Here is a 20,203-nt window from a genome sequence, read left to right on the forward strand (position 1 = left end):
CGCAGATGACCACCTCGGTGCGCGTATTCGACGTCACCCGGATCCGGGAGGACTTCCCGATCCTGGCGCGTACGGTCCGCGACGGAAAACCGCTGGTGTACCTCGATTCGGGCGCGACGTCGCAGCGCCCGAACCAGGTGCTCGACGCCGAGAGGGAGTTCCTCACCACCTGTAACGCGGCCGTGCACCGAGGCGCTCACCAGCTCGCCGAAGAGGCCACCGACGCGTACGAGAACGCGCGTGCGACGATCGCCGCGTTCGTCGGTGCCGACAGCGACGAACTCGTGTTCACCAAGAACGCGACGGAGTCCCTGAACCTCGTCACTCACGTTCTCGGCGACGATCGCTTCGAGCGGCACCTCGGCCCCGGTGACGAGATCGTCATCACCGAACTCGAGCATCACGCCAATCTCGTGCCGTGGCAGGAACTCGCGCGCAGCACGGGTGCGACGTTGCGCTGGTACGGCGTCACCGACGACGGCCGGATCGACCTCGATTCGCTCGAACTGACGGGCGCCGTCAAGGTCGTGGCGTTCACCCACCAGTCCAACGTGACCGGTGCGGTGGCACCCGTCGAGGAGTTGGTGCGTCGCGCCCGCGCGGTCGGCGCGCTGGTGGTACTCGACGCATGCCAGTCCGTTCCGCACATGGCGGTGGACTTCCACGCGCTCGGTGTGGACTACGCGGCCTTCTCGGGGCACAAGATGCTCGGCCCGTCCGGCGTGGGTGTCCTGTACGGGCGCCGCGAACTGCTGAATGCGATGCCGCCGTTCATCACGGGTGGTTCGATGATCGAGACCGTCACGATGGAACGCACCACCTACGCGCCGCCGCCGCAGCGGTTCGAGGCCGGCGTTCCGATGACGTCGCAGGTGGTCGGGCTCGGTGCCGCGGTCCGGTATCTCGAGGAGATCGGGATGGACGCGGTGGCGGCGCACGAGCACACCCTGGTCGAGGCCGCACTGGCAGCTCTGGGTGCCATCGACGGCGTGCACATCATCGGACCCACGACCGCCGAGGACCGCGGCGGGGCCGTGTCGTTCGTGGTCGACGGAATCCACGCCCACGATCTCGGTCAGATCCTCGACGACGAGGGGGTCGCCATCCGCGTCGGCCACCACTGCGCCTGGCCCCTGCACCGTCGTTTCGGTGTCGCGGCCACGGCGAGGGCGTCGTTCGCGCTGTACAACACGGTCGACGAGGTCGACGCTCTCGCGGCAGCGGTGCGGCGCGCACAGGAGTTCTTCGGGGAGGTTCCTGCATGAGAATGGAACAGATGTACCAGGAAGTGATCCTGGACCACTACAAGCATCCCCACGGTCGCGGCCTGCGCGAACCGTTCGGCGCCGAAGTCCACCACGTCAATCCCACGTGCGGTGACGAAGTGACGCTGCGTGTGCAGCTCGCCGACGACGGCACCGTGGTGGATGTGTCGTACGACGGCCAGGGCTGCTCCATCAGCCAGGCGTCGACGTCGGTGCTCACCGATCAGGTGGTGGGGATGCCGGTCGAGAAGGCACTGCAGACCGTTGCCGCATTCAACGAGATGGTCAGCAGCCGCGGTACCGTCGAGGGGGACGAGGACGTCCTCGGGGACGGCATCGCCTTCGTCGGCGTCTCGAAATACCCGGCACGCGTGAAATGCGCGCTGCTGGGATGGATGGCATTCAAGGACGCGGTTGTTCAGATAGTGGACGACCGGGTCGTGGACGAACGGGATTCGGCCGTTCCGACAGCAGACGGCGAACCAGCTCGAATCGGAGGACAGGCATCATGAGCGAGACGCAGACGCCGGAGGCGGACGCCACGGCCGTACCGGAGCAGGCGACGGCCGACCAGGGCGGCGAGACCGCCACTGCATCGTCGGGTGCGATTACCGACCCGAAGCGCCTCGAAGAACTCGAGGAGGCGATGCGTGACGTCGTCGATCCCGAACTCGGCATCAACGTCGTCGACCTCGGTCTCGTGTACGGGATCACCGAGGAGGAGGACGTCGTGACCCTCGACATGACGCTCACGTCGGCGGCCTGCCCGCTGACCGATGTCATCGAGGACCAGTCGCGGGGTGCGCTCGTGCGCAGCGGTCTGTGCAACGAACTGAAGATCAACTGGGTGTGGCTCCCGCCGTGGGGCCCCGACAAGATCACCGAGGACGGCCGCGAGCAGTTGCGCGCGCTCGGTTTCACAGTCTGACCATTCACCACTGGTGACACGGAGGGGCTCGGCGAGAACCATCTCGCCGAGCCCCTCCGTGTCGGTTCAGGCGCGCTTGCGTTCCGAACTGGATGACTTCGCTGTGGCCTTCTTCGCTGCGGTCTTGGCCGGAGCCTTCTTCGCCGGCTTCTTCTTGGCGGGTGCGGCCTTCTTCCCGGCGGCGTCGACGCTGCGCTGCAGTGCGGCCACGAGATCCACCACTTCGGCGTCCTCGCCGCTCTTCTCGACCTCGGCGACGGGGATGACCTTCTTGCCGCCGGACTCGATCATCTCGTCGAGCAGTTCACGCAACTGCACCTGGTAGTCGTCGGTGAATTCGGTGGGGTCGAAGTCGTCGGCCATGCTGTCGACGAGTGTCTCGGCCATCGCGAGTTCCTTCGCCTTCGGCTTGTCGACGCCATCGAGTGAGGAGAATTCCGCGGCCCGTACCTCATCCGGCCACAGCAGCGTCTGGATCACCAGCACCCCGTCCCGTGAACGCATCGCGGCCAGTCGGGTGCGCTGTCGGAGGGTGAAGTGGACGAGGGCCGTTCGGTCGCTGTTCTCGAGGGCTGTCGCGAGTAGGACATATGCCTTCGGAGAGCTGGAATCCGGTTCGAGGAAGTAACTCTTCTCGAACAGAATGGGGTCGATCTGTTCGGTCGGCACGAACTGCAGAACGGGAATCTCGTGTTTCTCGGCGGCGGGCAGTTTGCCGAAATCATCGTCCGTCAACACCACGCGCACGCCGTCGTCGGAGTCGTAGGCCTTGTCGATATCGGCGTATTGGACGACGTTGCCGCATTCGGAGCAGACGCGGTTGTATTTGATCCGGCCGCCGTCCTTGGCATGGACCTGGTGAAACCTGATGTCGTGATCCTCGGTTGCCGAATAGACCTTGACCGGCACATTCACGAGTCCGAACGCTATCGAGCCCTTCCATATCGACCGCATGCGTTCCATGATGGTCTCCTTTTCGCGTTCGCGCGACAGTTCATCGAACTTCCCGGCGAAGCGCCGAACGGAGAATCACACTGCGGATATCGCCGGAGGATGCCCGAAACATCCGCCCCATTGCGGACAGGGTTCCGCGCGGATTCGACCGCTCGGACAGATATGCCGCTTGGAGTTGTGGCGGTAGATCGAAGAAATGCTCGAAGAATTCGGGGACGTGTTCGGAATCCAGATTCAGGAGGACGCGGAGGCCGACCGATCGCAGAGACGCGACGGTGCGCGCCTTCCACGGCCACAGTCGTGCGTTCGAACCGTCATGAAGATCGCGGGCCAGAACATCTGCGCACAGGAGCGACGCCGCGACGCTGAAGCCCGTTCCTGGGTGCATCAACCCGGCGCGGGCTCCGAAACGCACCTGATCCGAGCTGTGGGCACGACCGGCCTCGGGTGGTGGCTCGACGGCGAATCTGACCCTCTCGACGTCCGAATGGGACGGCACGGTGACGCCCCGCTGTCGGAGTCGGTCGTGGAGTCGGGTGGCGAGTTCCGAGATCGGGAGTGGGGGGCGACCGACCAGACAGGTCTCTTCGAGCAGGAACCGGTCCTGCTCGAGCGGGACCCCGTAGAGGAACGACGGGGTGTCGGAGGGGGATGTCCCGTTGTCGCGGCGCCAGTCCATGAACACCGCGGCCTCGCCGGCGAGCGCATGTGCGGCCGTGTCGGGGTCCACCACGACGCCGTATGCCGTCTGCTGGGCGAGGTCGGGGCTGTCGCCGGTGCCGCGGGCATCGACGACGACGTGCGCCTTCAGTGTCGAGCCGTCGTCCAGTCGGACGGAAGTGGGGGAGAGGTCTACGGCTCTACCTGCGAGAACGGTTCCGCATTCGCTGCCGAGTATTGATTGCAGTACCGATGTATTCAAAACGCAATACGTGCGGTCGATGGTGTGGCGACGTGTCGTCCAGGCTGTCGGGCGAGCAGTTTTCGTGACGACGGCGCCTCGAGGGAGCCAGTCGGGGAGCTCGTCTTCCCAGGCCGCGTACGTCGCGGTCCACGATCTGCGGGGGAGCGGGTCGACCGAGACGACTGTCGAACCGAGAGCCGTGGCCCGGTGGGCGAGGGCGCGGCCGGCAGGCCCGAGGCCGACGATCGCGACGTCCCAGATCGCTGGACGGGGAGAAATTGTCACACCGCCAGCCTGTCACGGCGGCCGAGTGCTCAGCTGGAACGAGACCCAGTTCCAAACTCGGACTCGGACGGAACCGTTCGATTATCCGAATTTGTCGGGGTACGGTCCTGGCTGTCCCGGGGTAGTGGTGACTCCACCATCACGGGTCCCGATCTCGATTACCCACCACGGCAGTCCCAGACCAAGGGGAGCGGGGCGCCGCGGCCGGCTCGCTGGCTGCGGGGGAGCGTGCGCGCTGAACGGGGCGCAGTTGCGCGGGGTGGGGAACCCGATGCGCCTGCGATGCCACGAGGGTGTCGGCTGGGCTCCCAAGTCCACCAGGATGTCAGCCAGGCACTGAGTCGGGCAGTGACGGAACAGCGTAGTTTCCCGAATTATCACCGTGGTTGCTACTCATGCGCACAACGGGCTCACCACGATTGCCAACCTCACCACCACGCGACTCACCTTCCATCGAGCATCTACACAGGGGCCGGAGGCTTTCCTGCGGGCCGGATACGGCGGTGAACGTTAGCGGGATCACTGGCAGGCGTGTTCCGAGTCGCCGGCGGTCGGGTAAAATTGCTGGTTCGTGTGTTCTTTGCGTAGTTTTTCTCATTCAACGCGAGCGTCATTTTCCTAGGAGTCTTGTTGATCACCGCTACCGACCTGGAAGTTCGAGCTGGAGTGCGGACGTTGCTGTCCGCGCCCGGACCGGCTTTGCGGGTACAGCCCGGCGACCGCATCGGGCTGGTCGGCCGCAACGGTGCCGGCAAGACGACGACCCTCCGCATCCTCGCGGGGGAGGGGGAGGCGTACGCGGGTGCCGTGGTGCGCACCGGCGATCTCGGGTACCTGCCGCAGGACCCGAAGGAAGGCGACCTCGACGTCCTCGCGAAGGACCGAGTGTTGTCCGCGCGCGGCCTCGATTCGCTGCTGCGGGACATGGAGAAGCAGCAGATCCTGATGTCGGAGGTCGTCGACGACGCCGAGCGCGACAAGGCCGTGCGCAAGTACGGCAACCTCGAGGACCGCTTCTCCGCGCTCGGTGGGTACGAGGCGGAGAGCGAAGCGGCACGCATCTGCAACAGCCTCGGACTGGCCGACCGCATCCTCGGTCAGCAGCTGCACACCCTGTCGGGTGGTCAGCGTCGCCGTGTCGAACTGGCGCGCATCCTGTTCGCCGCGTCGGACGGTAGCGGCGGACGGTCGGATACGACGCTTCTGCTCGACGAGCCGACCAACCACCTCGACGCCGACTCGATCACCTGGCTGCGGGGCTTCCTGCAGAGCCACGAGGGTGGGTTGATCGTGATCAGCCACGACGTCGATCTGCTCAACGACGTCGTGAACCGGGTGTGGTTCCTCGATGCCGTGCGCGGCGAGGCCGACGTGTACAACATGAGCTGGAAGAAGTACCTCGACGCCCGTGCGACCGACGAGCAGCGTCGCCGCCGTGAGCGCGCCAATGCCGAGAAGAAGGCCGGTGCACTGCGCGTGCAGGCCGCGAAGCTCGGCGCGAAGGCCACCAAGGCGGTGGCGGCACAGAACATGGCGAAGCGCGCCGACAAGCTGATGTCCGACCTCGACGCAGAACGCGTGTCCGACAAGGTGGCCCGGATCCGGTTCCCCGAGCCTGCCGCGTGTGGCAAGACTCCGCTGATGGCGGAGAACCTGACCAAGGTCTACGGTTCGCTCGAGATCTTCACCGGAGTGGACCTCGCGATCGACCGTGGGTCACGCGTCGTGGTGCTCGGTCTCAACGGTGCCGGTAAGACGACGCTGCTGCGCATTCTCGGCGGAGTCGAGACCCCGGACGCAGGCGGGCTCGTCCCCGGTCACGGGCTGAAGATCGGCTACTTCGCGCAGGAGCACGACACCCTCGACGACAACGCGTCGGTGTGGGAGAACATTCGCCACGCGGCGCCGGACACGGGGGAGCAGGAGCTGCGTTCGCTGCTCGGTGCGTTCATGTTCACCGGCCCGCAGCTCGAGCAGCCCGCAGGCACGCTGTCCGGTGGTGAGAAGACGCGCCTCGCGCTGGCGGGTCTCGTGTCGTCGGCGGCGAACGTCCTCCTGCTCGACGAGCCGACGAACAACCTCGATCCCGTCTCCCGCGAGCAGGTGCTGGATGCGCTCCGCAGCTACACCGGTGCCGTCGTGCTGGTGACGCACGACCCCGGCGCGGCCGAGGCACTCGACCCGGAACGGGTCATTCTCCTGCCCGACGGCACGGAGGACCACTGGTCGCAGGACTACCTGGAGCTGATCCAGCTCGCCTGAGCACTGCGCGTAGATATCGCCGTCGCGGGGCTCTACCGTGGAAACCACCGTCGCTCGCCGACTGGAGGAGTTCATGGCTGACATCGGGGTCTTCGCCAAGAGCGCTCGGATCACGGGACCGTCGCGCGCCGATCTACAGGCGGAGCTGAAGGAGCGCTACCAGGCCGGTGCGAGTATCCGTTCCCTTGCCCGGGAAATGGGGAGATCGTACGGATTCGTCCGCAACATCCTCGCGGAATCCGAGGTGGAGCTCCGCGGACGGGGCGGAGCTCACCGTCGCAAGACCTGACGGGTGTCGGTGGGGGAGTGCGGGTGTCAGTCGCGGCGTCGGACGGATTCCTCGACGAGGTCGAGGACGGCCGACAGGTTGTCGCCGGCGTGCCCGGAAGCGATACGTGCGACGAGGCCGTCGAGAACCAGGTCCAGGTAGCCGATCAGGACATCGGTCGGCACGTCGTCGCGGAGGCGGCCCGCGGACTTCTGCCGCGCGAGACGCGCCATGGTCGCCTCGGTGAGTTCCGCCGACCGTTGTGACCAGCTTCTGCGGAAGTCGGGATCGTTCCGCAGCCGTCGGGCGATTTCGAGCCGGGTTCCCAGCCAGTCGAACTGTTCGGGCTGGGCGAGCATGTCCCGCATCACCTGGACGAGGCCCTCGTGGGCGACCACGTCGGCCATCCTGGTCGCGTCCTCGTGGGCGAGCGCCAGAAACAAACCGTCCTTGTCCTTGAAGTGATGGAAGATCGCCCCGCGTGACAGTCCGGTCACTTCTTCGAGCCGGCGGACGGTGGCGCCGTCGTAGCCGTATTCGGCAAAGCAACGGCGGGCGCCGCTGAGGATCTGACTGCGCCGTGCCGCGAGATGGTCTTCACTGACCTTGGGCAAAGTGCCTCCTTCGTCGGCCTGTGAGTGTTGTCGGCCCTCGACATATGAGGGCCACCGAAAGCACGAAGCGCGCACGACCACCTCGATCGGGACAGCGGCGAAGCTCCCCTGAAACTGGTCGTGCGCGCTTCGTGCCTGTCATGGCCGAAAACACTCACAGGTGCGTAGCGCCTGCGAGCGGAAACTGCTCGCAGGCGCGATTGCGCCCTAGCCCTTGATCATGTTGCGGAGCACGTACTGCAGGATGCCGCCGTTGCGGTAGTAATCCGCCTCACCAGGGGTATCGATGCGTACGACTGCGTCGAACACGACCTTCTCGCCGTTCTCGCGCGTTGCCGTGACCTTCATGGTCTTCGGGGTGACACCGTCGTTGAGCTTCTCGACGCCTTCGATGTCGAAGGTCTCGGTGCCGTCGAGCTTCAGCGATGCAGCCGACTCGCCGGCCGGGAACTGCAGCGGAACGACGCCCATACCGATGAGGTTGGAGCGGTGGATGCGCTCGAACGACTCGGTGATGACGGCCTTGACGCCGAGAAGGCTGGTGCCCTTGGCGGCCCAGTCACGCGACGATCCGGAGCCGTACTCCTTGCCGCCCAGGACGACCAGCGGGATGCCGGCTGCCTGGTAGTTCTGCGACGCGTCGTAGATGAATGCCTGCGGTGCGCCTTCCTGCGTGAAGTCGCGGGTGTAGCCACCGGAGACGTCGTCGAGGAGCTGGTTGCGCAGACGGATGTTCGCGAACGTTCCGCGGATCATCACCTCGTGGTTGCCGCGACGCGAGCCGAGCGAGTTGTAGTCCTTGCGCTCGACGCCGTGGGAATCGAGGTACTGCGCGGCGGGGGTGCCGGACTTGATCGGACCTGCCGGGCTGATGTGGTCGGTGGTGACCGAGTCGCCGAGCAGGGCAAGGACGCGAGCGCCCTTGATGTCCTTGACCGGTGCCGGATCCTTCGGCATGCCGTCGAAGTACGGAGCCTTGCGGACGTAGGTCGAGTTCACGTCCCACTCGAAGGTGTCACCCTCTGGGGTCGAGAGGTTCTGCCAGCGGCTGTCGCCCGCGAAGATCGTTGCGTAGGACTTGCGGAACATGTCCTGGCTGATCGCCGTCTTGATGGTCTCTTCGATCTCCTGCGTGGACGGCCAGATGTCCTTCAGGAACACGGGGTTGCCGTCGGTGTCGTCGCCGAGCGAGTCGGTCTCGAAGTCGAAGTCCATGGTTCCCGCAAGGCCGTAGGCGATGACGAGCGGCGGGGAGGCCAGGTAGTTCATCTTGACGTCGGGGGAGATGCGTCCCTCGAAGTTGCGGTTGCCCGAGAGCACCGCGGTGACCGACAGGTCGTTGTCGTTGATGGCCTTGGAGACTGCCTCGGGCAGCGGGCCGGTGTTGCCGATGCACGTGGTGCATCCGTAGCCGCCGAGGTAGTAGCCGAGCTTCTCGAGGTACGGCCAGAGGCCGGCCTTCTCGTAGTAGTCGGTGACAACCTGTGAACCGGGTGCCATGTTGGTCTTGACCCACGGCTTGGTGGCGAGGCCCTTCTCGACGGCGTTACGTGCAAGCAGCGCAGCGCCGAGCATGACCGACGGGTTGGACGTGTTGGTGCAGGAAGTGATGCCGGCAACGACGACGGCGCCGTGATCGAGAACGAACTCGCCTGCGTCGGACTTGACGACAACCGGCTTGCTCGGGCGGCCTTCTGCGCCGTTGGCGGCGGAGAGAACGTCGACTGCTCCGTCATCGGCGAACGACAGAACTGCGGGGTCGGACGCCGGGAAGGATTCCTCGACAGCCTCGTCGAGCTGAGTGTGCTCGGTCGGAAGGTGCTCTTCCACGTAGTTGTGGATGTCCTTGCGGAACGCGGTCTTCGACTCCGACAACAGGATTCGGTCCTGCGGGCGCTTCGGGCCGGCGATCGAGGGAACGACGGTTCCCAGATCGAGCTCGATGTACTCGGAGAAGACGGGCTCCTTGTCGGGATCGTGCCACAGGCCCTGTTCCTTGGCGTAGGCCTCGACGAGGGCGAGCTGCTCGTCGCTGCGGCCGGTCAGGCGCAGGTAGTCGATCGTCTCGCTGTCGATTGGGAAGATCGCTGCGGTGGAACCGAATTCGGGGCTCATGTTGCCCAGGGTTGCGCGGTTCGCGAGCGGAACCTCGGCAACACCCTTGCCGTAGAACTCGACGAACTTTCCGACGACGCCGTGCTTGCGGAGCATCTCGGTGGCGGTGAGCACGACGTCGGTCGCGGTGACGCCGGGCTTGATCTCACCGGAGAGCTTGAAGCCGACAACGCGGGGGATGAGCATGGAGACCGGCTGGCCGAGCATGGCAGCCTCGGCTTCGATGCCGCCGACGCCCCAGCCCAGCACGCCCAGGCCGTTGACCATGGTGGTATGCGAGTCGGTGCCGACACAGGTGTCGGGGTACGCCTGGCCGTTACGTGCCATGACGGTCGGAGCCAGGTATTCGATGTTGACCTGGTGAACGATGCCCATTCCCGGGGGGACGACCTTGAAGTCGTCGAATGCGCCCTGGCCCCAGCGGAGGAACTGGTAACGCTCGCCGTTGCGCTCGTATTCGAGGTCGACGTTGCGCTCGAGTGCATCGGCCTGGCCGAAGATGTCGAGGATGACCGAGTGGTCGATGACCATGTCGGCAGGCGAGAGCGGGTTGACCTTGTTGGGGTCGCCGCCGAGGGTGGTGACAGCCTCACGCATGGTGGCGAGGTCGACGACACAGGGAACACCGGTGAAGTCCTGCATGATCACGCGAGCCGGCGTGAACTGGATTTCGATGCTCGGCTGAGCCGAGGGATCCCAGCCTGCAATTGCGCGGATGTGATCCGCGGTGATATTGGCTCCGTCTTCGGTGCGGAGAAGGTTCTCGGCGAGAACCTTCAAGGAGTAAGGCAATTTCTCGGTGCCGGGGACGGCCGCGAGTCGGAAGATCTCGTAGGAGTTCTCACCGACCTCGAGGGTTCCCTTTGCTCCGAATGAATCAATACTGGTGCTCACGTCAGCTCCACTCGTCTATGTGAGGGTCGCCACCGACGGGGCTGTGTCGACGGCTGCAGGCACTGCGGGCACGGCTGATCCGTGTCGCTGTCGTGCTAGCGATGACGGAATCGGCCCCTACCGCGGTACCTCCGATAGTCTAACAGTACGCTTGTCCTGTGAGAATTCGGGGGGAATCGAGCGTGTACCCCTCGGCGATTCTCCTCGACCCGACGCGGGACGCGCGCGGACGGAACGGAACTTCGGGGACTCCTCACGTAGTGTTCACGCGAGGCTTACGTTCCTACAGCAAACCCGGATGAGAGATGCCTGCCCCTATCGCCACCGCACTTCCTGCCAGTGTCATGCTCCCCGTCCATTCGGCCCTCCCGTTGTCGACGGACCTTCCGGAAGACATCGACGTCTCCGACGTGGTCGCGGACGTGTCCGACGACGGCGTGTCGGCGCCGTCCGACGAGGCGAGTGAACTCGCCGCCGTGGTCGATCGCGCGGCCGAGCACGGGATCAAGCTGAGCATCGTGGTGCTGGACGAGGATCCCGGCCGCGATTCGCAGCTGCGCGACCTCGCCACCGAGGTCGGGGCGGAAGAGGGCGGCACCGTTCTGGTGCTGAGTCCCAGCTGGGTCGGCACGTACAGCGATTCGATCAGCCGGGTCCTGCTCGAATCGGGTCAGGACCGCACCTACACCGGCGATGCGGTGGTCTCCGCGAATCACTTCGTCGACGAAGTGATCGAGCCGGGACCGCCGTGGGCCCTGTTCACCGCCCTCATCGTCGCGATCGTCGTGATCGCGTCGGCTGCCACGTTCTTCGCGAAATCGCGCCGGGCGTCCGTATCTCGTGACGACACGGCAGAAAAGGGCGACAGCGCTTCGGGGGCCGGCACGTCGTACGAGCGACAGAAGCCCTGACTCTCCCCGAATTCCCGGGATAACTCGGCGGCAATTTCACGATTCTCCCGAGCGTGGCCGCTGCCTGCGTCGATGCGCGTAAATAGCGCCGACGATTCACAGTTCGACATTTCCGCTGGTCAAATTACTCATGTGTTATTTGTGACTAAAGTTTCCATAGAGTCCGGAAGTGTCGTACGGTGCATTTGGCGCTCTTGGGGAAGAAGTGTCGCAGGCTGGTGATTGACGTCCAGAGTGACGGCGATCCGGTGTATGTCGGTGTCGCCGACGCGCGGGAAGGTGTGGGCTGCCGCAAATTTCTCCCCACGACGGGCACGGCGCGGTGTGCGTGATCGGTGCAGAACCGAGGGAGAGAGTTGTGAAGCGACAAGCACGAGCTGGAGTGGGGCACCGTAGCTTCTCCCGCGGGCACACTCGCACGGCGCGCCTCCTGATCGGATTGGGCATCGTCGGAGCCCTGATCGGCAGCACGCCCGGCCTGGCCGCAGCGGTGCCACCGCCGCCGCCGAATCCGTCCGACAACGACATCGCGCAGGCCCAGACCCAGGTGTCGGCGGGCCTCGGGCAGGTCAGCGAACTGATCAACCAGGTCGCCTCCGCGGATCAGCAGCTCGCTCAGCTCGACAACGAGGTCGCCATCAAGCGCGAGGACGTGAACCGTGCTCTGGTCGATCTGCAGAACGCCCGCAGCGCTGCCGATCTGGCGGCCGGCGTGGTCGGGGCCTCACAGCAGGCGCTGCGCGACGCCGGGGCGCAGATCGAACTCGCGCAGAAGGACTTCGACAAGTACGCCCGGTCGAGCTACACGCAGGGCACGAACGTCTCCTCGATCTCGACGTACCTGGGAGCCCAGGGGCCCGGCGACGTCCTGGATCGCGCGCAGGTTCTGAAACTCCTGGCCACCAGTCAGAACGCGGTGCTCGAGGGGCTGCAGCGGGCGCGGACCGCGCAGGCCAACAAGGACTCCGCGGCACGCGAGGCGAAGCAGCAGGCGGACGTGGCCGCCGACCAGGCCGCGTCGAAGAAGTCGCTGGCGGAGCAGGCGATCGCGATCGCCCGGTCGGCGCTGCAGGACCAGGCGGCCAAGAAGGCGCAGATCGAGAGCAACCGCGCGGCCGCCCAGGCCCAGCTCGACGCCGCCCGCGGGAACGTCGCGGGCTTGCAGGGGCAGCGTGAGGCGTACGCGACGTGGGAGGAGCAGAAACGCGCCGAGGACGCGCAGAAGGCTGCCATCGCCGCCGCGGCCCGGGAGGCCGCGACGCAGGCCGCGGCGCGGGTCGCCGCCAACGAGGCGGCTCGACAGCGCGCCGCGGAACTCGCCGCGGGGCAGCGCGCGCACACCACGATCGAGGAGGACTCGGAGGACGAGGATTCCTCAACCGACGGCGGGACGACCACACCGAAGTCCACCCCCAAGTCGAAGCCGTCGACCAGCGGCGAGGACCTGACCGGCAGCGAGGCCATCGAGACCGTCATCGACCGGGGACTGTCGCAGATCGGTGTCGAGTACGCGTGGGGCGGCGGCGACGAGAACGGTCCCACCCTCGGCATCCGCGACGGCGGTGTCGCCGACAGCTACGGCGACTTCAACAAGGTCGGTTTCGACTGCTCCGGTCTGATGATCTACGCGTTCGCCGGGATCGGCATCTCCCTGCCGCACTACACCGGGTATCAGTACACCGCCGGCGAGCAGGTCCCCTCGGAGGAGATGCAGCGCGGCGACATGATCTTCTGGGGCCCGAACGCCAGCCAGCACGTCGCCCTGTACCTCGGAGACGACCAGATGCTCGAGGCTCCCGAGTCGGGGGACGTCGTCAAGATCTCCCCGGTGCGATGGGACGGCATGACCCCTTACGCTGTCCGTATGGTGTCGTGATCCATGATGTCGATGAAGTAGTCCGCAGTGCGGATCGTGCTTGGTTGCGGCGGGGGTTGCTTGCACCTGGAATAGTTGAGCAAGTACGTGAACGGGCGGAACGATCTAGGTGAAAGCGGTGGATTCTTGGTGACCTCACGTGATGATGCGGTATCGGAGGGTGCAGCCCGGAAGGAGTCGCCCGCGAAGGCTGCTCCCGAAGGTGTGAAGAACGGGGGTGCGGCCAACGGATCGGGTCCCCAGAACGTCACCGCGCCGAATGCACCCTCACCGAACACGGGCACGCAGAGCGCGACCACGAAGACGGTCGCGCCCAATCTCGCCGCCGACGTCCAGACGCTGGAACGCGCGATCTACGAGGTCAAGCGCGTGATCGTCGGGCAGGACCGGCTCGTGGAGCGGATCCTGGTCGGTCTGCTCGCGAAAGGGCACGTGCTGCTCGAGGGTGTGCCGGGTGTCGCGAAGACCCTGGCTGTCGAGACGTTCGCGAAGGTGGTCGGCGGATCCTTCTCGCGTGTCCAGTTCACCCCCGACCTGGTGCCTACCGACCTGATCGGTACGCGCATCTACCGGCAGGGGCGCGAGGAGTTCGACACCGAGCTCGGTCCCGTCGTCGCGAACTTCGTGCTCGCCGACGAGATCAACCGCGCGCCGGCGAAGGTGCAGTCGGCGTTGCTCGAGGTGATGGCCGAGCGGCACGTCTCGATCGGCGGCAAGCGGTACCACATGCCCGACCCGTTCCTGGTGATGGCGACGCAGAACCCGATCGAGAACGAGGGTGTGTACCCACTGCCGGAGGCGCAGCGCGACCGGTTCCTGTTCAAGATCCTCGTCGACTACCCGACGGTGGAGGAGGAGCGCGAGATCGTCTACCGGATGGGTGTCGATGCGCCGGAACCCCACCAGGTCCTCGATCCCGAGGAGCTCGTCCGCCTGCAGAAGGTCGCGAGCGGTGTCTTCGTGCACCATGCGCTCGTCGACTACGTGGTCCGGGTCATCGCGGCCACGCGCACGCCGGCCGAAGTCGGTCTCCCCGAGGTCGACGGCTGGATCGCGTACGGCGCGTCGCCGCGCGCGACGCTGGGCATCATCTCCTCGGCCCGGGCGCTGGCGTTGCTGCGCGGGCGTGACTACGTGGTGCCGCAGGACGTGCTCGAGGTGATCCCGGACGTGCTGCGTCACCGTCTCGTGCTGTCCTATGACGCTCTCGCCGACGAGGTCACCCCGGACGACGTCATCTCCCGCGTGCTGCAGACCGTGGGTCTGCCGCAGATCGCCGCACAGCCGACGACGGTCCCGGCCGCTCCCGCCGGTCACCACGGCCCGCCCGTCCCGTCCACGTCGGTGCCCGGACCGACGGCGATGAGCCAGCCACGGTGAGTGCGCGTACCGCCGGTGCGCAGAGCTCCGGCCCGCCGCCGTCGTTTCGCTCCGGCGAACTCCGTGATCCCAAACTGTCCGCCGCGCTGCGGACGCTGGAGCTGACCGTCCGCCGCCGCCTCGACGGCGTCCTGCACGGCGACCATCTGGGCCTGATCCCGGGGCCGGGCTCCGAACCGGGTGATGCGCGCGAGTACCAGCCGGGCGACGACGTGCGTCAGATGGACTGGTCGGTGACCGCCCGGACGACGCACCCGCACGTCCGGCAGTCGGTGGCCGACCGGGAACTCGAGACGTGGCTCGTCGTCGATCTGTCGTCGAGCCTCGACTTCGGTACCGCCGGCTGCGAGAAGCGGGACCTCGTGGTGGCCGCGGCCGCCGCCGTCACGCACCTGACCAGTGGCGGCGGGAACCGGATCGGGGCGATCGTCTCGACCGGCGCCCAGACCACCCGGATCCCGGCCCGCGGTGGCCGCATCCACGCGCAGGCGATGCTGCGTCAGATCGCGACCACCCCGCACGCCCCGGACGGGGTGCGGGGAGACCTGCAGGGTGCGGTGGAGTCGTTGCGCCGCCCCCAGCGTCGCCGCGGTCTGGCCGTCGTCATCAGTGACTTCCTGGGACCGATCGACTGGGAGCGGTCGCTGCGGGCGATCTCGGGCCGCCACGACGTACTCGGTGTCGAGGTGCTCGACCCGCGAGATCTGGAATTACCCGACATAGGGGATGTAGTGCTGCACGATCCGGAGTCCGGACGGACCCGCGAGTTCACGACCACACCGCAACTGCGCGCCGACTTCGCGCGGGCCGCGGACGAGCACCGCCTGCAGGTGGAGCAGTCGTTGCGGCGTTGCGGCGCCCCGTTGCTCAGTCTGCGGACCGACCGGGACTGGATCTCGGATGTCGTGCGGTTCGTGTCCGCCCGGAAGCACAGTTACGGGACCGCGACGAACCAGAGGTCCCGCCGGTGAGCCTTTCCCAGTTCACCTCACCGTGGTGGCTGCTCTTCCTCCTGATCGTCGTGGCATTGGTCGCGGGATACGTGTGGGTGCAGCGTCAGCGGCAGAAGCACACCCTCCGGTTCACCAACTTCGCGCTCCTCGAGAAGGTCGCGCCGTCGCGACCGGGCCGGGCTCGGCACATTCCGGCGCTGCTGATGGTGCTGGCGCTGGTGTTCTTCAGTGTGGCGCTGGCCGGTCCGACGGAGGACAAGCGGGTTCCGCGGAACCGGGCGACCGTGATCCTCGTCATCGACGTGTCGTTGTCGATGAAGGCGACCGACGTGGAACCGACCCGGCTGGCCGCCGCGCAGGACGCCGCGAAGTCGTTCGCCGACGGGCTCACCCCCGGCATCAACCTCGGTCTGGTCGCGTTCGCCGGCACAGCGTCGGTGCTGGTGTCGCCGACCACCAACCGGGAGGCGTCGAAGGTCGCGATCGACAATCTGCAGCTGAGCGAGCGGACCGCCACCGGTGAGGCGATCTTCACGTCGCTGCAGTCGATCGACACGCTGGCCGCGGTGCTCGGGGGCAGTGATCAGGCGCCGCCCGCCCGCATCGTGCTGCTCTCGGACGGCAAGCAGACGGTGCCCGAGAACCCGGACGATCCGCGCGGCGGGTTCACCGCGGCCCGGCAGGCGAAGGACAAGGACGTCCCCATCTCGACGATCTCGTTCGGCACCAGCTACGGCAAGGTCGAGATCGAGGACGAACGCATCCCCGTGCCCGTCGACGATCCGTCGCTGCGGGAGATCGCGAATCTCTCGGGGGGCAGCTTCTTCACGGCCTCGAGCCTGGAGGAACTGCGCGACGTCTACGACACCCTCGAGGAGCAGATCGGGTTCGAGACCACCCGCGGCGACGCCAGCCGCCCCTGGCTCGTGCTGGGTGTCCTGTCCGCCACGGCGGGCCTGATCCTCGCGCTGGTCCTGCGTCAACGGCTGCCGTGATCTGCGTTCCACCGCGGCCCCGCGCTTCCACTCCTGCACATCTGAACAGATAGGTTGATCCCCATGTCTACCCCACAAACTACTGACGCGTCAGTTAGGACGGTGTCCACTCCTCGGTCGGTGCTCGTCACCGGCGGCAACCGCGGGATCGGCCTCGCTGTCGCGCAGCGCCTCGCGGCGGACGGCCACAAGGTCGCGGTCACGCACCGCGGTTCGGGTGCGCCCGACGGCCTGTTCGGCGTCCAGTGCGATGTCACCGACACCGAGTCGGTCGACCGCGCCTTCAAGGAGGTCGAAGCGCACCAGGGTCCCGTCGAGGTTCTCGTCGCGAACGCCGGCATCACCGACGACACGCTGATCATGCGGATGACCGAGGAGCAGTTCACATCGGTCGTCGACGCCAATCTGACCGGCGCGTTCCGCGTCGCGAAGCGGGCGACCCGGTCGATGCTGCGGGCGCGGTTCGGCCGGTTCGTGTTCCTCGGGTCCGTCGTCGGTCTGGCCGGTGGTCCCGGCCAGGTGAATTACGCGGCGTCGAAGGCCGGTGTGGTCGGCATCGCGCGGTCGCTGACCCGTGAACTCGGTTCCCGTTCGATCACCGCGAACGTGGTGGCCCCGGGATTCATCGACACCGACATGACCGCGGTCCTCGACGACAAGTACAAGGACATGATCACCGGCGCCGTCCCGCTGCAGCGGCAGGGCAAGCCCGAGGAGGTCGCCGCGGTGGTGAGCTTCCTGGCCTCCGACGATTCCGCCTACGTCTCCGGCGCGGTGATCCCCGTCGACGGCGGCCTCGGCATGGGCCACTAGCTCTCCTCACTCCCACTTCCCGGACTTTTTCTTCACAGGAGGACACCTCATGGGCGGATTGCTCGAAGGTAAGACCATTCTCGTCACCGGCATCATCACGGACGCGTCCATCGCGTTCCACGTCGCCAAGGTCGCCCAGGAACAGGGCGCCAAGGTGATCATCACCGGCTTCGACCGTCTCCGGCTGATCGACCGCATCGCGCAGCGCCTGCCGCAGCCGGTGCCGCCCGCGCTCGAACTCGACGTGCAGAACCCGGAGCACCTCGCGAGCCTTGCCGACCGCATCCGGGAGATCGCACCCGAGGGCGTCGACGGCGTCGTGCACTCCATCGCGTTCGCGCCGCGGTCCTGCCTGGGCAGCCCGTTCTTCGACGCACCGTGGTCCGATGTGGGAGTGGCGTTCGAGGTCTCCGCCTACTCGTACGCGTCGCTGTCGAAGGCGCTGCTGCCGGTGCTGAACGACAACGCGTCGATCGTCGGGATGGACTTCGATCCCGCGCGCGCGGTTCCGTTCTACAACTGGATGGGTGTCGCCAAGGCCACCCTCGAGTCGGTGAACCGGTATGTCGCCAAGGAGGTCGGCGAACGGGGTATCCGCTCCAACCTCGTCGCGGCGGGCCCGATCAAGACCCTTGCCGCCAAGGCCATCGCCGGTACCGCCACCGACGACGCCAAGCAGATGAACGAACTCAACACGGCGTGGGACGAGCGGGCGCCCATCGGCTGGAACGTCGACGACCCGGAGCCGGTCGCGAAGACCGTGTGCACCGTGCTGTCCGACTGGCTGCCCGGGACCACCGCGTCGATCATCTACGTCGACGGTGGCGCCCACGCGATGGCCGGCTAGGGCACTACCCGGGGAGTGCGCCCCGAACGGCACCACGGAAGATGGGGATCATGATCGCTGCGAAGTCGACGGACCGTTCCGGTTCCCAATTCGATGCCCTTCTCGTGTTGTCGTTCGGGGGTCCGGAGCAGCCCGCCGACGTGCGCCCGTTCCTGGAGAACGTCACCCGGGGCAGGGGGGTGCCGCCCGAACGTCTGGACGCGGTCGCCGAGCACTACCTGCACTTCGGGGGCGTGTCGCCGATCAACGCCTTGAATCGCGACATCATCTCCCGCGTCGAATCCGAATTGGCCGGCGCCGGAATGGATCTGCCCGTCTACTTCGGTAACCGGAACTGGCATCCGATGGTCGAGGACACCGTCGCCCGGATGGGCGAGGACGGGGTGCAGTCCGCCCTCGTGTTCCCGACGTCGGCGTGGGGCGGGTACTCGGGCTGCAGGCAGTACCACGAGGACGTCGCCCGGGCGCGGGCCGCGGCCGGGGACGGTGCACCGCACCTGCTGAAGCTGCGCCAGTACTACGACCACCCACTGCTGATCGGGGCGTTCGCCGACGCCGTCCGCGAGGCCGCGGCGCAGCTCCCCGCCGAGCGCCGGGCCGACGCGCGGCTGGTGTTCACCGCGCATTCGGTGCCGGTGTCCGCGGACGTCAACGCGGGACCGCCCGCGGAGGGCGGTCATCTCTACAGCCGGCAGGTGGCCGAGGCGGCCCGGCTCACCGCCCGCGCCGCCGGCTTCGACGACTTCGACCTGGTGTGGCAGTCCCGGTCCGGGCCACCCCAGGTGCCGTGGCTCGAACCGGACATCTGCGACCACCTGGACGCCCTCGCCGGCCGCGGTGTGGGCGCGGTGATCGTGTGCCCGGTGGGATTCGTGTCCGACCACCTCGAGGTGGTGTGGGATCTCGACACCGAGGCCCGGGACAAGGCGGCCGAACTCGGCATCGACTTCGTGCGTGCGGCCACCCCCGGAACGGATCGGCGGTTCGCGGAACTCGTCGTCGCACTCGTGACCGAGCAACGGGCCGGCATGTCCGCCGAGCGGCTCGGGTCCGAGCCGCTGCTCGGTTCGATGCTGGATGGACAGTCCTGCGCGGTCGACTGCTGCAAGGCCGTGGTCAGGCCGTCAGGCCGTCCCGCGCACACGCATTGACGGCGGCGGTGCGCGCCGAGCGCACCGCCGAACGCAGGGGCCGCAGCAGATCCTCGAGCGTGGCCGCACCCGACGCGGACACGGTGCGCGCGGGGGCCATCTGCTCGGCGACGGTGAGGATCGCGGCCACTTGATCGGCCGAGTCCAGGATCCGCAGCGCCCGCGGGGCGATCGTCGTCGGATACCGGTGCCGTGCGGACTGCGCCAGCGCGTCGGCGATCAGCGCGCGCGGGTCGGCGCCGAAACCGGAATCGAGCATGTGCAGTGCCTCGAGCGCGGCCGCGGCGTCCCGCACCGCCTGCCGCATCGAGAACTCGGCCTCACCCAGTCCGGTGTGGTGGGCGTCGAGGGGAAGCCGCTCGATCGTCGACACCGTCCAGCGCAGCACGTCCGGACCCTCGACGTGCGGGACCAGCCCCGTTCCGGACCGGCCGGGCGGTCCGACGAGCACACCCTCGCCCGCGCTGATCGCGGCGGACGCGAACTCGGTGCCCGCCGGAAGCCCGCGCACGTCCCCCGGCCCGGGCAGGACCAGCCGGATCTCGGTCTCGGGTTGCGACACGGCGCGCCGCATCGTCTGCAGCAGCGCCGTCACCCCGGCGTCCTGCGGGTCGGGCCACGGCAGTCCGGTGCGCCCGGCCGTCACCGGATCCTCCGCGCAGGCGAGATGCATCGGCGCCCACGCATGGAGGGCGTCGATGACGTCGTCGGGTGCACTGTTCCCGGCGAGCCAGGAACTGGCCCACACGGTGAGAGTGGCGCTGGGTGAAGTCACGATAAACGAGCAT

Annotated in this window: 18 protein-coding genes; 13 read left to right on the forward strand and 5 right to left on the reverse strand. The window is 67.1% G+C overall.

Annotated features, from left to right (window positions below; genetic code table 11):
• Positions 1–5: 5 nt before the first annotated feature.
• Genes CJ177_RS10105 through CJ177_RS10115 form a run of 3 tightly spaced genes read left to right on the forward strand, consistent with a single transcriptional unit; the run spans position 6 to position 2,193 of the window.
• Entirely contained in the window at positions 6–1,265 is a 1,260-nt protein-coding gene (locus CJ177_RS10105; RefSeq protein ID WP_061044152.1) for a cysteine desulfurase, read from the forward strand.
• Positions 1,262–1,777, forward strand: a complete 516-nt coding sequence (gene sufU / locus CJ177_RS10110) for a Fe-S cluster assembly sulfur transfer protein SufU (protein ID WP_025432540.1) — start codon at positions 1,262–1,264, stop codon at positions 1,775–1,777. The genes CJ177_RS10105 and sufU overlap by 4 nt, the downstream gene beginning before the upstream one ends.
• Complete coding sequence (locus CJ177_RS10115; protein WP_005241817.1) at positions 1,774–2,193, forward strand: metal-sulfur cluster assembly factor; 420 nt, start codon at positions 1,774–1,776, stop codon at positions 2,191–2,193. The genes sufU and CJ177_RS10115 overlap by 4 nt, the downstream gene beginning before the upstream one ends.
• A gap of 66 nt (positions 2,194–2,259) precedes the next feature.
• Here CJ177_RS10115 and CJ177_RS10120 read toward each other — a convergent pair whose 3' ends face one another.
• Positions 2,260–3,156, reverse strand: coding sequence for a Ku protein (locus CJ177_RS10120; protein WP_005255030.1), 897 nt, complete (start codon positions 3,154–3,156; stop codon positions 2,260–2,262).
• 31 nt (positions 3,157–3,187) lie between these two features.
• Positions 3,188–4,336 carry a lycopene cyclase family protein gene (locus CJ177_RS10125; protein WP_095867655.1) on the reverse strand — a complete coding sequence of 383 codons (1,149 nt, stop codon included), beginning with the start codon at positions 4,334–4,336 and terminating at the stop codon, positions 3,188–3,190.
• 630 nt (positions 4,337–4,966) lie between these two features.
• On the opposite strand from CJ177_RS10125, the gene CJ177_RS10130 reads away from it, so the two are divergent.
• Positions 4,967–6,598: an ABC-F family ATP-binding cassette domain-containing protein gene (locus tag CJ177_RS10130; RefSeq protein WP_025432541.1), complete on the forward strand. Its 1,632-nt coding sequence runs from the start codon at positions 4,967–4,969 to the stop codon at positions 6,596–6,598.
• A 73-nt stretch (positions 6,599–6,671) separates the two neighbouring features.
• On the forward strand, positions 6,672–6,887 hold the full coding sequence (locus CJ177_RS10135; protein WP_005255033.1) for a helix-turn-helix domain-containing protein: 216 nt from the start codon (positions 6,672–6,674) through the stop codon (positions 6,885–6,887).
• Positions 6,888–6,913: 26 nt separating this feature from the next.
• On the opposite strand, the gene CJ177_RS10140 is transcribed toward CJ177_RS10135, so the two are convergent.
• Together CJ177_RS10140 and acnA are read right to left on the reverse strand one after the other, a co-directional pair.
• Positions 6,914–7,480, reverse strand: coding sequence for a TetR/AcrR family transcriptional regulator (locus CJ177_RS10140; protein ID WP_005241827.1), 567 nt, complete (start codon positions 7,478–7,480; stop codon positions 6,914–6,916).
• 207 nt (positions 7,481–7,687) lie between these two features.
• Entirely contained in the window at positions 7,688–10,489 is a 2,802-nt protein-coding gene (acnA, locus tag CJ177_RS10145) for an aconitate hydratase AcnA (RefSeq protein ID WP_005241829.1), read from the reverse strand.
• 305 nt (positions 10,490–10,794) lie between these two features.
• On the opposite strand from acnA, the gene CJ177_RS10150 reads away from it, so the two are divergent.
• The 8 genes from CJ177_RS10150 (at position 10,795) to CJ177_RS10185 (ending at position 19,415) form a co-directional block, all read left to right on the forward strand.
• Positions 10,795–11,400: a DUF6676 family protein gene (locus CJ177_RS10150; protein ID WP_095867656.1), complete on the forward strand. Its 606-nt coding sequence runs from the start codon at positions 10,795–10,797 to the stop codon at positions 11,398–11,400.
• 382 nt (positions 11,401–11,782) lie between these two features.
• Positions 11,783–13,276: an NlpC/P60 family protein gene (locus CJ177_RS10155; protein ID WP_025432542.1), complete on the forward strand. Its 1,494-nt coding sequence runs from the start codon at positions 11,783–11,785 to the stop codon at positions 13,274–13,276.
• A 204-nt stretch (positions 13,277–13,480) separates the two neighbouring features.
• Positions 13,481–14,656 (forward strand): MoxR family ATPase, encoded by a 1,176-nt coding sequence (locus tag CJ177_RS10160; protein ID WP_005241837.1) that lies wholly within the window; start codon positions 13,481–13,483, stop codon positions 14,654–14,656.
• Complete coding sequence (locus CJ177_RS10165) at positions 14,653–15,627, forward strand: DUF58 domain-containing protein (protein ID WP_011598892.1); 975 nt, start codon at positions 14,653–14,655, stop codon at positions 15,625–15,627. Before CJ177_RS10160 ends, CJ177_RS10165 begins: the two co-directional genes overlap by 4 nt.
• A complete protein-coding gene (locus CJ177_RS10170) occupies positions 15,624–16,604 on the forward strand; it encodes a VWA domain-containing protein (RefSeq protein ID WP_005241841.1) in 981 nt (326 codons plus the stop codon). Before CJ177_RS10165 ends, CJ177_RS10170 begins: the two co-directional genes overlap by 4 nt.
• 63 nt (positions 16,605–16,667) lie before the next feature.
• Complete coding sequence (gene fabG1, locus CJ177_RS10175; protein WP_005241843.1) at positions 16,668–17,417, forward strand: 3-oxoacyl-ACP reductase FabG1; 750 nt, start codon at positions 16,668–16,670, stop codon at positions 17,415–17,417.
• Positions 17,418–17,466: 49 nt separating this feature from the next.
• A complete protein-coding gene (gene inhA, locus CJ177_RS10180) occupies positions 17,467–18,264 on the forward strand; it encodes an NADH-dependent enoyl-ACP reductase InhA (RefSeq protein ID WP_005241845.1) in 798 nt (265 codons plus the stop codon).
• A gap of 41 nt (positions 18,265–18,305) precedes the next feature.
• Positions 18,306–19,415, forward strand: a complete 1,110-nt coding sequence (locus CJ177_RS10185; RefSeq protein WP_095867657.1) for a ferrochelatase — start codon at positions 18,306–18,308, stop codon at positions 19,413–19,415.
• Here the strand turns inward: CJ177_RS10185 and CJ177_RS10190 are convergent.
• Complete coding sequence (locus CJ177_RS10190) at positions 19,381–20,190, reverse strand: hypothetical protein (RefSeq protein WP_025432544.1); 810 nt, start codon at positions 20,188–20,190, stop codon at positions 19,381–19,383. The two genes, CJ177_RS10185 and CJ177_RS10190, sit on opposite strands and share 35 nt — an antisense overlap.
• Between the last annotated feature and the right edge of the window lie 13 nt (positions 20,191–20,203).

Origin of the sequence: Rhodococcus sp. ACPA1 (assembly GCF_002300195.1) — a bacterium.
GTDB lineage: Bacteria > Actinomycetota > Actinomycetes > Mycobacteriales > Mycobacteriaceae > Rhodococcus_F > Rhodococcus_F opacus.